The sequence below is a fragment of the Rubripirellula tenax genome, from assembly GCF_007860125.1.
GTDB lineage: Bacteria > Planctomycetota > Planctomycetia > Pirellulales > Pirellulaceae > Rubripirellula > Rubripirellula tenax.
This window is the reverse complement of sequence record NZ_SJPW01000001.1, coordinates 1,188,071-1,203,019: the sequence shown is the minus strand read 5'-3', so window position 1 is coordinate 1,203,019 and position 14,949 is coordinate 1,188,071. Positions and strand designations below refer to the sequence as shown.

The following is a 14,949-nucleotide window of genomic DNA, read 5'->3' as shown; positions in this document are numbered from 1 at the left end:
CTTTTGGGCGATTCGGTTTCTCGTAGCCCGTGACGGCAAAAGTTTAGGAAACGACGACGTGGCAAATCCGATTGTTCAAGAGATGATCGAAGCTGGTGTTCACTTTGGGCACCGCACCAGTTTGTGGAATCCGAAGATGGCCCCGTACATCTTCGGCCGCAAAAACCAAATTCACATCATGGACATCCGCGAAACACTTCGCGGCATGCTCCGAGCCAAAAAGTATCTCGGTCAAGTCGCCGCCGGTGGCAGCTTGATCCTGTTCGTCGGAACCAAACGTCAAGCCGGCGAAGCGGTTGAAGAACAAGCGTTGCGATGCGGCATGCCTTTCGTCAGCGAACGTTGGCTTGGTGGTACGCTGACCAACTTCCGTACCATTCGCAGCCGACTGACCCGGTTGGAAGAATTGGAAGATCTTCGCGGCAGCGACAAGATCAACGACTACAGCAAGAAAATGCAGTCGACGATCAATCGCGAGTACCGCAAGATGTACCGTAACTTGAACGGGCTGCGTTCGATGAACCGCTTGCCCGAGTGCTTGTTCATCGTTGACCCAGGTAAAGAACGAAACGCAGTTCGCGAAGCCAAACGATTGGGCATCCCGACCGTTGCCCTGATCGATACCGACAGCGATCCGTCGCAAATCGACTTGCCGATTCCCGGTAACGACGATGGTATCCGCAGCGTCGAATTGATCCTGAAGCAATTGGCCGACGCGATCAACGCCGGCAAGGGGCAATTGGCAATGAATAAATCCGATGGCGGTGGCGCACAGGCCGCCGAAGCACCGCAAGCCGCGGCCGAACCGGTCGTCGAAGCCGCTGCTGAGTAATCGACGGACGGCCGGTTTGACCGGCCGACCAGCGAACTTCCGAGGGCCAGGCACTGTCCTGGCCTTGGCGGCGACGCAAACAATCCCCCCAGCGCCGCGATGCTTCGCGGCGTTTTCAAAAACATTTCATACGCACGACAGTTTGAGTAGGAAGAGAGAGACATGACAACGATTTCGGCTAAAGACGTCAGCGAGCTACGACGATCAACCGGCGCCGGCATGATGGACTGCAAGAAAGCGTTGCAGGAATCGGGCGGCGACATGGAAGGCGCATTAGATTACCTGCGCAAGAAAGGCCAAAAAGTTGCTGAGAAACGTGCAGACCGGGATGCCAACGAAGGTGTCGTCGTCGCGCTGACCGAAGGCAAACGAGGCCAATTGTTGGCGCTCAGCAGCGAGACCGACTTTGTCGCCAAGAACGATGCCTTCATCGAACTGGCGAACTCAATCGCCAAACTGGCGTTCGAAAACAAGTGCAAGACAAAAGAAGAAGTCGCTGCGTTGCCCTTCGACGGTGGCACGGTGGGTGAGCGATTGATCGCTGAAACCGGCAAGGTCGGCGAGAAGATCGAAGTCTCGGATTTCCAAGTCGTCGAAGGCGACCATATCACTTCGTACATCCACGCCGGCAGCAAGATTGGCGTTTTGGTTTCGTACGAAGACGGTGGTCATGCCGAGGCTCCGCAGTTTTTCCGTGGTGTCGCCATGCACATCGCTGCGATGAAGCCATCGATTTTGCACCCCAGCGAATTTGATGAAGAGCTCGTCGAGAAAGAGACCGAAGCCTTGCGTGCTCAAATCATCGCCGAAAACGAAGTCAACGAACGCGAAAACTTGGGCAAGCCCCAGAAAAACGTTCCTCAATTCGCCAGCATGCGTCAATTGACGGATGCGGTTTTGAAGGCGGCCGAAGACGCGATCAAGGCGGAATTGGCTGCCGAAGGCAAGCCGGAGAAAATCTGGGACAAGATTGTTCCTGGAAAGATGGACCGGTTCGTCGCCGACAACACGTTGCTTGACCAAGAACGTTGCTTGCTGAGCCAGTTCTATGCCTTGGATGACACCAAGACGGTTGAAGCTGCCATCAAAGCGCTGAGCGACGACGCCAAGGTATTGGCGTTCCACCGCGTCTCCGTCGGCGGCTAATTGCTCGCCCACGCCGTTTCACTGAAAACCTCGTCGACCCCCATCGGTCCGGCGAGGTTTTTTTGTGTAACATAAGGCCGCATTCGTTCTTCACGCTTTACTCCCTGCGATCGACCCTGATGCCAAACGACGACAGTTCAAAGAACCTTCATTACAAACGCGTCATCCTAAAGTTGAGCGGCGAGAGTCTTGCCGACTCGGGTGGCCGCGGAATCAGCGGCGAAGAGTCGGGGCAGATCGCCCAGCAGATCAAAAGTGCTCACCAATCTGGTTGCCAAATTGCAATCGTGATCGGCGGTGGCAACATTCTTCGCGGCGGCCAATTCTCTGGCGCCAACGCGCTCGTTCAAGAAGCAACCGCGCACTACATGGGCATGTTGGCGACGGTGATCAATTCGCTGGCGATGCAAGACACGCTTGAATCGATCGGACTGAAAACACGCGTCATGTCGGCCGTGCCGATGGACAAGATGTGTGAGACCTTTATTCGACGCCGTGCGATTGAGCACTTGGAAAAAGGCCGCGTCGTCATTCTTGCGGCCGGTATCGGCAATCCGTTTGTGACGACCGATACAGCAGCCGCACAGCGGGCATTGGAACTGGATGCCGACGTGGTGTTGAAGGCGACGCGAGTTGACGGTGTCTACAACGATGATCCGGAAAAAAATCCGCATGCGGTTCTGTACGAGTCGCTGACGTACGATGAAGTCATTCAGAAGAATTTGCGAGTGATGGATGCGACCGCGATCGCACTCTGCAACGAACACGCAAAGCCGATCTTGGTTTTCAACTTCAAGAAGGACGGCAACATCGTCAAGGCGATCAACGGCGATACGGTCGGCACCTGGATCGGCAGCAGCAAGCCCGCGTGAGTACTCGGCTGACGCTACAATATTACCTCTTTGTCAATCTTCAATCGAAAAGGATCTTCCCATGGCCACAACCGACGAAACCCTGATGGACGCCGAAGAACGCATGGAAAAGGCGCTCTCTGTTCTGCAGCACAACTTGTCCGGGATCCGAACCGGTCGCGCGACGCCAGGCCTGGTCGATTCGATCAAGGTGGATGTGTACGGTTCGTCGACGCCGCTAAAGCAACTGGCATCAATCGGGACTCCCGAACCGCAACAGATTGTGATTCGGCCCTACGACGCGACGACGATCAAAGAGATTGAAAAAGCGATCGTCGTCAGCGACATCGGACTGAATCCGCAAAACGATGGACGCATGATTCGGTTGAACGTGCCGCCGTTGTCAACGGAAGTTCGCAAGAAGATGGTCAGCCGGATCAAGGAACTGACCGAAGATGCGAAGATCTCGATCCGCAACATTCGCCGCGACGCCAACAAGGCGGCCGACACCGCGGAAAAAGACAAAGAGATCAGCGAAGACGATCGCGACAAGCTGAAGGAATCAGTCCAAGAGCTAACGAAGAAGTACGAAGCTCAAGCCGGCGAACTGGCAAAGTCCCGCGAAACGGAAGTCACCGAAGCGTAGTACAAATCGGGCAATCCGATGTGGACCCTCGACGCCTTTCGTGGGACATCAGCTGAAAAGCAGCTGGTGAACACAAAGTACACCCTGCGAGCGGAGTCGCAGGGCCACGAAGGGCAACCCAATGTGGACCCGCGACTCCGTTCGCGGGACGTCAGCTGAAAAGCAGCTGGTGAACACAAAGTACACCCTGCGAGCGGGGTCGCAGGGCCACGCCCTCCCGCTTCCGCCCCTTTTCGGACTTCCCTCCATGCGTTTCATCGTTCTGCACCTGCTGTTATTCACGCTACTCCAAAGCGGAACCACCCAAGGACAAGAGGCTGCACCGGAGCTGCGTTTCGCGATTCCCGATACCGACGAAGGACTTCCAGGCGCCGGCCCGATTCGTCGCTACGATTGGATGCGCGACGTATGGAATCGCCGTCGCTCGAAATTTGCCGATCGTGCGGAACAAGACCAAGGTGCGATTGTTTTTTTTGGAGACTCCATCACTCAAGGTTGGGGCGACGACTTCGGTGGACGTTTTGAGGACCTGAACACCAAGGTCGCCAATCGTGGTATCAGCGGTGATACCACTCGCGGCATGCTGCTTCGCGTCGACGAGGAAGTCATCGCACTTGATCCTGCGGCCGTCGTGATGCTGATGGGGACCAACGATCTGGAAGAACACGCCGATGCCGCAACGATCGCCGGCAACGTCGGCCTGATCCTGGAAAAACTGAAACGTCACGATTCGGAAATGCCCATCGTCCTGTGCCTGGTCATGCCCAGTGACGAGACCAAGTCGCGTTCGGCCGACGACGTGCAAGAAATCAACAATGCCCTAGCCTCGCTTGTCCGCGGTGATGCACAAATCACCGTCGTCGATACCTACCAATTGTTCGCCGGCAAAGATGGCGATGCAAAGGCAGATGAGTTTCCAGATCTGTTGCACCCCAACGGCGACGGCTACGCGAAATGGAGAATGGCGTTGATGCCGATTTTTGCAACGCTCGGTTTCGTCGAAACCGAAGCCGATGACTTTCAGTGCGAAGCTGGGTACACGAGCCTGTTCAATGGCAAGGATCTGACCGGATGGGGTTACCGTGTCACTCCCGAATCGATGCGAAAGGGCCGCGTCAATTGGATCAAACGCGACACTTCGGTGACTTGGCCGTTGGTCGAACAAGACATCAGCTTTGACGGACGAACGTCGACAACCGAAGGTCGTTTTCGAGCGATCAATGGTCGATTGGTCGTCACGACGCCACCAGAAGGCCGGAAGATTCAACAGCTCTACACGACGAAAGACTTCGAAGGCAACTTCACACTTCGTCTTCAATTTCGCGCCGGCGTCGGCAACGACAGCGGCGTGTTCCTTCGAGGCAAGCAATTGCAAGTCCGTGATTTCCCGCTCGCCGGGCCGTACAAGGACTTGAAGCAGTTTCGATCGGGTAATTGGAACGATCTTGAAGTCACCGTCGTCGGGAACAAAGCAAAGTGCGTTTGCAACGGCGAAATCTTAGAAGCCGAGTTTGAAATTCCACCACGCGGTCCGATCGGCGTCGAAGGAGATCGAGGTCAAATCGAATACCGTCGCATTCGAATCAGCCGACCCGAGTGAAACACGGACCGCTGGAATATTGCGAGGGCGTAGCGAGATTGACGCCGAAGTTGGCGCCGTGGATGCTGGCTGAACTGATCGATGTGCAGTCGCTCGACGACCTTTTGATTCGCCATGGATCTCCGTTGCACGTGCACGTTCCGTCGCAAATGCAGGCCAACATCACGTCGATACGATCCGTCGCTGCGGCTCGGAACATCGCGTTGGAGATGCACTTCGCATGCAAGGCGAATAAATGTTCGTGGTACGCCACCGAAGCGTTTCGAGCGAACATTGGCATCGATGTGGCAAGCGAGACGGAATTGATGGCAGGCATCGAAGCCGGGTTTTCAGGGTCGCGGATCGTCGTCACCGCGTCCGTGAAATCAGAATCGCTGGTCGCCACAGCAGCAACCGTCGGTGCGATCGTCGTCGTCGCCAGTGTCGAAGACGCGGATACCGTCGCCCGCTTCTTGGTCGGTCATCCCGACGCAGCAGTGAATGTTTCGATTCGAATCAGCGGTTTCGCGTTTCCCAAGGGGCGGCACGAATCACGCTTCGGTTTCGACATCGCGGACGCCGCGGCGCAGATCCGGTCGTTGATGCAGCGACATAGCGACGTTGCCAATCGGATATCGGTTCGAGGCATTCACTTTCATCTTGATGGCACGTCAGTCACCCAACGCGTCGTGGGCATCCGTCAATCGATCGAACTGACAACCGCCTTGCGGCAACACGGTCATCCGATCGAGTTTGTTGATATCGGCGGCGGCGCGCCGGTGCAGTATCTGGAACGATCCGATGACTGGATCGATTTTCACCGACGTGTCGATCGACAAATCGATGGCGACGATACAGACGCTGTTCTGTTGCCGAACCATACCTACGGCCGATCCAAGATCGACGGGAACTACGCACAGGTGCTGCGAAACTATCCCACGTGGCAAGCCGACGAGGCGGCGAGCTGGTTCGGGAAAATTCTAGACGGCGACGGAATCGCCAAATCGCTTGCCGACAACGACCTGAGACTTCATTGCCAGCCCGGCCGAGCGTTATTGGATGGATGCGGTATCACGGTCGCGCGTGTTGTCTCGATCAAGCCAATGGCAAGCGGCGATGTCGTTGTGATGTTGGACATGAACCAAACGCATTGCCGGACGACGTCGGTTGATTTCGCGATCGATCCGATTCTGTTACCGAATGCGCGCGAGGTGCGGGGGACATCGTTAACGGGGTTTTTGGCTGGAAACTATTGCGCCGAGGACGACTTCATCAGTCCGCGACGATTCCGTTTCTCGCGTTCGGTTTATCCCGGTGACTTGATAGTTTTCCCCAATACGGCCGGGTACCAGATGCACTTCATGGAAAGTCGAGGGCACCAATTCGAACTCCCGCAAAACATCGCGATTGCCGGTGACGATACCGGCCGAGATCAACGGGCCGAGTAGGCGTCGACATCGCGGGCGGCTTTCGTGGTTTCACCAAGGGGGCCAAGGAAGCCAAGGTCCATGAACCATTCGTTGAAACGTTGGGGCCAAGTTCCGAAGGGAATTCCGCCTCGATCGCCGATCGATCCGCCGTGGCCGCCGCGAGCGTAGATGTGCATTTCTAAATTGGGCACACCAGCGCGAAGCATCGGTGAAAAATAGTCGTTTGCCCAAATCGCATGAACCTTGTCGTCGGCGCCCGCACAAACAATGAAGCTGGGTGGAACATTCTTGGGGATCGCCGTCTTGGGTTCACGCGTCATCGGCGTCGGTCCCGGATAGACAAGGCCGACGAAGTCAGGACGCGGGGAAACGTTTGCCAACGGATCGCCAGCACCACGATGGTTGTTTTGAAAGTCGTCAAAAAAGAGCGCCGCCGGCGCTGCTAATTCGGCGCCCGCCGAGAATCCGATCATACCGATTTTGTTCGGATCAAGATTCCATTGTTCCGCATGGGCACGGACGACACGGATCGCTTGAAACGCATCGTTCACGGCATCACTCATTGGATCATAGCCATCGACGCGAAGTCGATTGCGAAGGACGATCGTCGACACACCCTGCTCGGCAAAGAAGGGAACCAAGTCGAGTCCTTCGGGTCCAAGCCAAAGTATCTTGTGTCCGCCACCGGGGGCGACGATGACAGCTGCACCATTCGTTTCACGACCATCCGCCAAGTGAACTTCGATCGACGGATTGTGAATGTTCAACGTGTTGAGAAGTCGATCGTAGGTCCCGGTCGTGTTGTACCGCTCGGCTTCATGGATGCGACTGGGGTCGAGCATCGGTGAATCGGGCGCGTACAACGGCAACACAATCCCACCCGGCAACGCGGCTTCGGGAATGAATGGGCCGTCGGACGCCGTGCGTACAGGTTCAACTTGTGGCGAACTATCCTGCGAAAAGCCGACAGCAGAACTCAGCAAAATGACAACCCAAGCAAACCGAATCATGGAGGACTTTCGTGCGAGAGGAAACCCAAACGACGCGAACGCGCCGCGAGATCGCCTATCTTAGTCAAACGAGACGTCTCGCACCGTGTGCCACGGCAATGTGGTCAAGCGGTACGGTCGTTTCGTCGACAGCATTCTATTTCTGGTTGACCATAAAGGTGCCGTTGTCGGCGACGTCGAACAGAGGTCGGCAATAGCGACCACAGCCCATCGGGCCACCCGGTCGATAAACAAGTCCCATCGAGATGTTCCAGTTCTCTTCACGATTGCCGAAATTGGTGCTGTCTTGATTCGGGATCAGGTACGTCGATCCCAAGGACAACATCAGTTTCTGGCGAAGCGGCAGGTTCATCCCCGCACCTAAAATCGTATCGCTTCGATCGGTCCATCCGCCGAACGCTGTCCAGTCGCCGCTGCCGGCCAACAATCGTCGATAGAACAAGCGGTACTGGTCGGTGGGTTCAAAGTTGATCGTCGATCGAGTGAGCACGCCGGCGCTGTTTCGGACGAATGTGTCAGATGAGTCATCGCCGAGGCCTGACATGAATTGAAAACCGAATCCGTGACAATCGGCGGTCTTCCAGCTGACTTCACCACGAAGTTGCGTCATACGACCCTGGTACCACCAATCATCGTTCAAATAGTCGAATACCAATCCGTATTGCAGGCCGTAGTCGACGCGGCGAAACAAACCGCCCGTGACGAAAACTTGATTGCGAGTTTCGTCGGTGAACTCGGCACCTGACAGGTTCGATTGAGTCGCACGGAAACCCAGTTGGGCAGCCATGTCCCATCCCAACCATCTCTTTAGCGAACGGCCTTCATTGAGTCCTTCGTAGAATCCGAAGCTGCCTGATCCGCTGCGCGAATTTGGATTCGCGGCGGTCGTGTTCGCAAAGTTCATTGGGCCCTTGAAGCCTTGCACACCCGCAAAGAACTGGAAGCGACACCAATTGATTCTCAGCAGCGGCAGACAAACCGGAATACTGTTCGGACCACAGCACGCATCGCACGAACAATCGCCATACATTTCCATTCCACAGGCCGGTTCACCCAGATACGACTCCATGCCACAGGTGGGCGGGCCGCAGCTCTGGCAGCTTTCGACACCACAGCCATTGTCGAAACCGCATCCTGGTTCGAATCCGCACCCGGCTTCGATGCCGCAACTTGATTCCATGCCACAACTGGGGCCGCTGTCACAGCAGTCGCAGACCGGCCCGCACCCGTTGGTGCATCCGTCTAAAAAACCGACTTGCCGGACCTGGTTGGCTGCTTTACTTCGGATCAGGGTGCCATCGAGTGGAGCTTCGGCAAGCGCAGGTCGCACTTGGCCGGTGGCCGCTCGAGCGATCGTCGACGTGCGTTTTTTTTGGGGGGTACGAAGCTGGTTTCCCGCGGCCAGCGCCGACCCGCCGATCGTCGTCATTGCCATGGCCAACAAAAAGCTGGTCGCAATCGTTCTGCGGCGAGTTACGTCTGACGTTATCATATCTTTCGTCTCAGATAGCGTTCGTGTTTACGGATGCCGCTATGCGCACGCATCCGTCCCCGATCTTGTTCCCTCTCTTTATCGACCCGAATAACCAGCACAATGAGCAAAACCTTCTCAATCCGTACAACTTGCCAAACTTGGGCGTGTTTCACGCTGTTTTCCATGACGCCGTTGGTTGGCGTTGTCGGGCAAGACGTGTCCGAAGATGGCGCAAAAGCAGCAGATGCGACGGCAACCGCGGATAGTCCGGCGGAGCGTGAAGTCGATCTAAAAATGAGTCCCCAGTATCCGTTGAGCGTGGTCGTCGACGAATCGGACTCATCCATCTACGCGGTGGATCTGGATTTACCGGGCGTGTGGAAGATTGGCGAGACAACGGAGTTGTTTGTTCGCGGGTCGAACTTGCTTCGCCATCCCTTGAATCGGCCCCGCTGTATTGCGATCGATCCGACGGGAGGCATCTTTGTGGGTGACTCGCCAACACGCGAGATCTATCGAATTGCATCCGCCGGCGCCGAACTGGTTCCGTTAACGGCTGGATACATCGGCAACCCAATGGCGATTTGTTTGGATGCCGATCAGAAGACGCTGTACGTTGGCGACGCAGAAAAACGCGCCACGTTCAAATTTCCGGTCGAAGGCGGGAAGCCCGAATTGGTTGCCCGGGTGAACGCACGTGGGCTGGCGTTCGATGATGACGGAAACCTATGGGCAGTGACGCCCGACGCGAATGCAGTCGTCAAAATCGATGTTGCCACGGGCGAAGTCACCAATGTCATCACCGACCGGCCGTATCAATTTCCAACCGGTTTGGCTTGGTCGGGGGACGAGGGATTTGTGACCGACAACTACGGCAAAACGATTTGGCGTTTCACGGCCGACGGAAAGACGGAGAAGTGGTACGAAGGGGCCCCGCTCGTCGGGCCTGTCGGAATCGCGGCAACAAAAGATTCGATCTACGTCGCCGATCCAAAACAAAAACAGATCTACCAGTTCGACCGAAAAACGAAGAAAGCGGTGGAAAGGTTTTAGGTAACAGGAAGGGTGCCGAACCTCCCGCGAACGGGAGTGTGATTTTAGGCACTGTGAATGCCGAAGCGATTTCCGAGCAAGTCCCCTAACACCTGTCACCTACTCCTACGTTACTAGGCCCTTGGTGACGGTCATGAAGACGTCTTCTAGCGTTGGGTCGCGGTCATTGAATGATTTCATTCTTACGCCGGCCGCGATCAGGGTTTCCATCAGAACGGCAAGTCCCTCGTCGTCGGTTTCCAATTCGGCGACGACACGGCTAGTGTCGGATCGGCCCGGCAAGACCTCGAGCGATCGCAGCGCCTCACTGCTGCGCAGAATCGACATGCCAGCATCTTCGCCCGAGATGAACTGAATCTCCACCAAGCGATTGCGGCGGATCTTTCGATACACGCTATCGATCGGGCCGTGCATCAACAGTTGCCCGCGTTCGATGATTCCGATCGAAGTACAGCAGTCGGCCAGTTCCGTCAAAATGTGGCTGCTGATCAAGATCGTTTTGCCCATTTTGCGAAGCTCCTTTAGCAACGCCTTTACCTCCACGCGAGCGCGCGGGTCCAAGCCGCTGGCTGGTTCATCCAAGATCAATACCGGCGGATCGTGAACCAAGGTCTTCGCCAAACACAGTCGCTGTTTCATGCCGCGCGACAAGCCGTTGACGAAGTCGCTTCGTTTGTGCGTCAAATCCAACAACTCCAGTACGTTGTCGATGATCTGCTTGCGCTCCGTTCGTCCGATTCGATAGGCAACCGCAAAGAAGTCAAGAAACTCCCAGACACGCATCCCGTCGTAGACACCAAAGTTGTCGGGCATGTATCCGACTGCCTGACGTACGCCGACCGGGTCGCCCATCACATCGCAACCGGCAACGGTGCCGCTGCCACGACTGGCACGCAGCAGCGTCGCCAGAAATCGGATGGTCGTGCTTTTGCCGGCTCCGTTGGGTCCGATGAATCCAAACACTTCACCGGCGTCGATTTGAAGATCGATATTTTCGACGGCACAGAAGTCACCGTAGTCTTTTCCGAATCCGCGAAGCGTGATCATGTTGGGTCTCGACGAGTGGATCGGTGGTTCAAAGTTCTACGTCAGAATCGGACGCGTCTTTTGACGCATTGATGTCCGTTGTCGATCGGTATTGCGGGCTGACGTCGGATTTTAAGTTCAGGTCGGGGCGACTGGAACGGTACGGTGCGTGTCGCAGATACGCCAGGACGATCGTTTGTGCGGTCACTTGGTTTGCCTTCGGAAGCACGTTCATTCCATCGATGGCCGCGCCGACACGACCGACCAATCGAGTCTCGCCGTTGGGCATCGCAGACGGGGCGGCTAGCCTGCGAATCAACTTTGCCGTCTGCATCGGCAACTCGTCGCTGACGTTGACCTCGGACGAATCGCGGAAACGGATCCCGATCTGTGCCGACGGGCCCACCAACCCCACGACCGCGACGCGAACGAATCCGTCTTCTGACTTTTCGACAACGAAAGCATCCGAAATTTCGAGCGACGTTCCGTTCACCAACTTGCCATCCGAATCTATCTCGATCGCACCGCCGACATCGACGATCTGTTCGGCATGTAGCATCCGAACCTGGTTGCTTCCGACGGAGAATCCGGTCAACGAAGGGCCTTCGTTGAACGACGTGTTGAACATGGGCGTTCCCGATCCGGACGGGGACAGACCGTTTCGCATCGGCGCGGCGCATCCATCGATCGCGCTAAAGTTGAATCGATAGGTGCTCGACAGCGAGTTGTAGATAGCGTCGACACGCGTCAAGTGAGCGCGCGGATAATTCGGCTGGATCTCCAACAGCGCCAATTCGGTTTGGCTGCGCGCAAAACCGATGTCCAAGCGGGCTGCCCGCGCCACCCACACCGCGCCACCGATGGCGATGAAGGGTACCGCCAGCCAGGCATACTCCAGTCGCCCCATCAGCCGAAAGACGATGAAGTTCAACGGCACCAGGATCAACAGGTAATAGCCCAGCGAGCGAACCACCAATGCACTCGGCGGGATTTCAATTCCCGACTCGCTGCGCAGCACGGTATCACACACGCTGATCAGATCACTGGTGTCCTTCCATCCGCCGATCCCGGTCGCCCCGTCGGTTCGGGTATACGCATCAATCGCAGCGAGTTTCGATGTCGATTCGCTTTCGTCACGTGAATGGGCCGGCGTTTGGTCCGGCTCGAAGCCGCCCGTCGCGCGAAGAAGTGCGTCGCGCGATGCGATGCGAAATGTCGTGTTCATCGATGCCTCGGCCGATGATGAACCGTTTGCGATATGAAACTGTCTCACCGAATCGACGCCGGTTTCCGCATCCGTGCCGGCACGGGAATAGTTGCGGTGCGGGCGATTCAGAATGGCGTTATTGAAAAAGCTGTCGTAAGACTCCCAGTCGACGATCCAATCACTCGTCAGATCAAAGCGAGTCTGCGTGACCAAGCCGCGGCCCATTTGTCGGCGGACGACCAGCCCGGCCGAGTCCTTCAGCGCCGCGGCTCCATCGACGACCGGCCCGGCGACACCGACGCGGCCCGATTTGGCTTTTAACAATGCGATCTGCTGCGCCGTACTCGCATCGGTCGGCACTTGCCACTGCGTTAATAGAGTCTCGCCCGCCGCGATGTCCAGTTCGACGTTGCCCGTCGGCTTGAACGCCAGCACATCGCTGAGACTGCCACGCGCAACCGCATCCGACGCGTCAGGCCCGTTGATGATCAATTGACCGCCGAACCGAATCCAATCGGACATGGCCGTTCGTTGATCGGGCGTCAGCACGTCGTCGCCGACGTCGTCCCAAATCACGACCGCCGTGTTGGTCCAGTCCAGCATCGTTTCCGCCAGCGGCAAGATATCTGTGGTCGATGCAATGATGACTCGATAGTTCGCGCCATTGATCGGGAAATCGAATTCCGAGCGAAACGGTTTGATCCAATCGGCTTTGCGTATTTTGGTAAACCGTTCGGGCCGATTGGTCAGCACCACCATGAAGTATTCTTCGGGCTCCATCGCCACGAATGGCATCGGCGGAATCTCGATCGAAACGGCGCGGTCGCTGGGAATGAACTTGCCTCCCATCACGCACCGATTCCGATCGCCACCGCCGGTTGTGGGCAACAGGATCCGATAGTCGAATCGTCGCATCTGGCCTTTGGGCAAAACGACGGGACGCGAATTGGGGATCGAGACCGCTGCATCGCGGGAACTTGATTCGCCGGTATTAAAATTCACACCTCCCGCTTCGGCGCGAGAGACCATTTCGCCGCGCGAGTCATCTTGGTTGCTTCGGATCGAAATCGACGAAGTGATCCAGTGCCCAGGTTTCACCGCACGGCCGGCCGGCGCGCCGCCTTCGGACAACAAGCCTGCGCTGGGAAACGGATCCGGTGAGAGCGTCGTGAACGCGTCGACGGGAATCTCTTCTTCGCTTTTGTCTTTGTCCGCAAGCGGATCACGACGGCATCCTTCGCACCCGACGATCAAGGGCACAAACAGCATCGCGAGAAGGAGTGAAAAACGCGGCATAGGGCGGTCAGTAGATGTTAGGCGCTAGCGATCAGGTTCTAAGAAAAGATGAGATTGGTGCATCAGCGCTCTTTTCGTTCCTGAATTCTAAAACCTAATCGCTAACGCCTAAAACCCATTCCTACCAACCGATGACCATGTTCGATTCGATGGCCTTGCGAGCATTTTCAAGATCGCTGCCCGTCTCCATGCGATACAAACGGATCGCGTTGACCTTGTCGCCCGCCGAGCGACTCAGGCAATCGCGGGCGACCAAACACGGGTCGACCTTCGTGGTGGTCAAACCTAGGACGCCTTTGCTGATGACCCATGTATCGCGAGGTCGTTTGGTCAGTCGCAGCACTTCGTCGTGCGGGTAAGCGTCAGAAACCACATCGCGGGCTTCGTCTTCGGAGTCAGCCCAGGTGATGATGATGTGGGCTTCGGTTTCGATTTCGAACAATGGCATCGGAGGGCTCCTAGAGTCTCTTGGGCAGATTTACCCATGATACCGGCGGACCCTCACCACGCAACTAAAGCGCGCGTCGAAACTGAGCGATGAACCGATCCTTGAAAGAGAACGATGACAACGCGAAAACGGGATCAGTCGCGGATCTTGTGTCCGCGGAGACAGAGGAAGCCGAAAGCGACCGAAGATGCCGACACGATGCCCCACTGCCAGGTATTCATCGTATTGAAGTAGCGAACCAGTTCGGTCCAGGCGTCGAAGAACCACGTTGTGAGCGAAAAAGCCAGAAGTTCGATAATCATGGAACTCTTTCGGAGATCGGGTTCGATGTCAGGGGGGGAAGCAAAAAGGGATGTGTGTTGAAAACAAATTTTGCTTCCACAACGTCTTTGTGCCAAAAGTTAGGTCGCTGACTTTGGGTTGGAAGGCGAAAAGCCCGCAAAATTGACCGTCTTTCACGCATTGGAACCCCGAAAAACCGGAACCTTCGTAACAACCGTCAATTGAGTCGTTGCAGCACTTGCGAGCCTCGCGACGGCCGATATAATTCCCGCACAACAACTCAAAAAGCCAAGGCGATCCACGCAAGTGAATTCGCCACGGCGCGGTAGCTCAATTGGTTAGAGCCCCGGACTGTCGATCCGGAGGTTGCGGGTTCGAGTCCCGTCCGCGTCGCTTCGACTCAAGCCTCTGAAATTTCATATTTCCGAGGCTTTTCTTTTCCCCTGGCGTCAGTGTGGAACGTTCTTGCCAATTGGTCAAAACCGGTGCAGTACCGGGTTGGTGACGTGGCCGCCGAATTTGAGGTCATGCGGGAAGCTTCTCAGTGAGTCATTTTCTCTTTCCCAGTTATCGAACGAACCAACAGTCTTGCGGAAAGGTACGTGCTCAAAATAGGGTTCGTCCAACATGGGCAGAAGCTCCCTATCAAAGTATCGGAAGGAAAGACGG

Annotated in this window: 13 protein-coding genes and 1 tRNA gene; 8 read left to right on the top strand and 6 right to left on the bottom strand. The window is 56.3% G+C overall.

All coding sequences use genetic code 11. From position 1 onward, the window contains the following. Nucleotides 1-58 precede the first annotated feature (58 nt). The 6 genes from rpsB to Poly51_RS04475 all read left to right on the top strand — a co-directional run bounded on the left by rpsB (nt 59) and on the right by Poly51_RS04475 (nt 6,502). Complete coding sequence (gene rpsB, locus Poly51_RS04500) at nt 59-832, top strand: 30S ribosomal protein S2 (RefSeq protein WP_246114256.1); 774 nt, start codon at nt 59-61, stop codon at nt 830-832. Between the two features lie 162 nt (nt 833-994). Further along, nucleotides 995-1,978 (top strand): translation elongation factor Ts, encoded by a 984-nt coding sequence (tsf, locus tag Poly51_RS04495; protein WP_146454612.1) that lies wholly within the window; start codon nt 995-997, stop codon nt 1,976-1,978. Nucleotides 1,979-2,097: 119 nt separating this feature from the next. Further along, on the top strand, nt 2,098-2,850 hold the full coding sequence (pyrH, locus tag Poly51_RS04490) for a UMP kinase (RefSeq protein WP_146454609.1): 753 nt from the start codon (nt 2,098-2,100) through the stop codon (nt 2,848-2,850). A gap of 85 nt (nt 2,851-2,935) precedes the next feature. Then, on the top strand, nt 2,936-3,475 hold the full coding sequence (gene frr, locus Poly51_RS04485; protein ID WP_146455202.1) for a ribosome recycling factor: 540 nt from the start codon (nt 2,936-2,938) through the stop codon (nt 3,473-3,475). A gap of 247 nt (nt 3,476-3,722) precedes the next feature. Beyond that, nucleotides 3,723-5,075: a GDSL-type esterase/lipase family protein gene (locus Poly51_RS04480; protein ID WP_146454607.1), complete on the top strand. Its 1,353-nt coding sequence runs from the start codon at nt 3,723-3,725 to the stop codon at nt 5,073-5,075. After that, entirely contained in the window at nt 5,072-6,502 is a 1,431-nt protein-coding gene (locus tag Poly51_RS04475; RefSeq protein WP_146454605.1) for a hypothetical protein, read from the top strand. Before Poly51_RS04480 ends, Poly51_RS04475 begins: the two co-directional genes overlap by 4 nt. Here the strand turns inward: Poly51_RS04475 and Poly51_RS04470 are convergent. Together Poly51_RS04470 and Poly51_RS04465 are read right to left on the bottom strand one after the other, a co-directional pair. After that, complete coding sequence (locus Poly51_RS04470; RefSeq protein WP_146454603.1) at nt 6,487-7,494, bottom strand: alpha/beta hydrolase; 1,008 nt, start codon at nt 7,492-7,494, stop codon at nt 6,487-6,489. The genes Poly51_RS04475 and Poly51_RS04470 overlap by 16 nt on opposite strands. Before the next feature lie 136 nt (nt 7,495-7,630). Beyond that, nucleotides 7,631-8,986, bottom strand: coding sequence for a DUF6666 family protein (locus Poly51_RS04465; protein ID WP_146454602.1), 1,356 nt, complete (start codon nt 8,984-8,986; stop codon nt 7,631-7,633). Nucleotides 8,987-9,151: 165 nt separating this feature from the next. Here Poly51_RS04465 and Poly51_RS04460 point away from each other — a divergent pair, with 165 nt between their 5' ends. Then, complete coding sequence (locus Poly51_RS04460) at nt 9,152-10,021, top strand: Vgb family protein (RefSeq protein ID WP_246114255.1); 870 nt, start codon at nt 9,152-9,154, stop codon at nt 10,019-10,021. 105 nt (nt 10,022-10,126) lie between these two features. Here the strand turns inward: Poly51_RS04460 and Poly51_RS04455 are convergent, their stop codons facing one another. The 4 genes from Poly51_RS04455 to Poly51_RS30280 all read right to left on the bottom strand — a co-directional run bounded on the left by Poly51_RS04455 (nt 10,127) and on the right by Poly51_RS30280 (nt 14,300). Continuing rightward, nucleotides 10,127-11,068 (bottom strand): ABC transporter ATP-binding protein, encoded by a 942-nt coding sequence (locus Poly51_RS04455; RefSeq protein WP_146454598.1) that lies wholly within the window; start codon nt 11,066-11,068, stop codon nt 10,127-10,129. A gap of 28 nt (nt 11,069-11,096) precedes the next feature. Continuing rightward, nucleotides 11,097-13,550 (bottom strand): hypothetical protein, encoded by a 2,454-nt coding sequence (locus tag Poly51_RS04450; RefSeq protein WP_186775337.1) that lies wholly within the window; start codon nt 13,548-13,550, stop codon nt 11,097-11,099. A 121-nt stretch (nt 13,551-13,671) separates the two neighbouring features. Continuing rightward, nucleotides 13,672-13,998 (bottom strand): DUF6793 family protein, encoded by a 327-nt coding sequence (locus tag Poly51_RS04445; RefSeq protein WP_146454594.1) that lies wholly within the window; start codon nt 13,996-13,998, stop codon nt 13,672-13,674. Between the two features lie 134 nt (nt 13,999-14,132). Then, nucleotides 14,133-14,300 carry a hypothetical protein gene (locus tag Poly51_RS30280; RefSeq protein ID WP_186775336.1) on the bottom strand — a complete coding sequence of 56 codons (168 nt, stop codon included), beginning with the start codon at nt 14,298-14,300 and terminating at the stop codon, nt 14,133-14,135. A 299-nt stretch (nt 14,301-14,599) separates the two neighbouring features. Here Poly51_RS30280 and Poly51_RS04440 point away from each other — a divergent pair. Continuing rightward, a tRNA-Asp gene (locus Poly51_RS04440) sits at nt 14,600-14,673 on the top strand. The last annotated feature ends 276 nt before the right edge of the window (nt 14,674-14,949 follow it).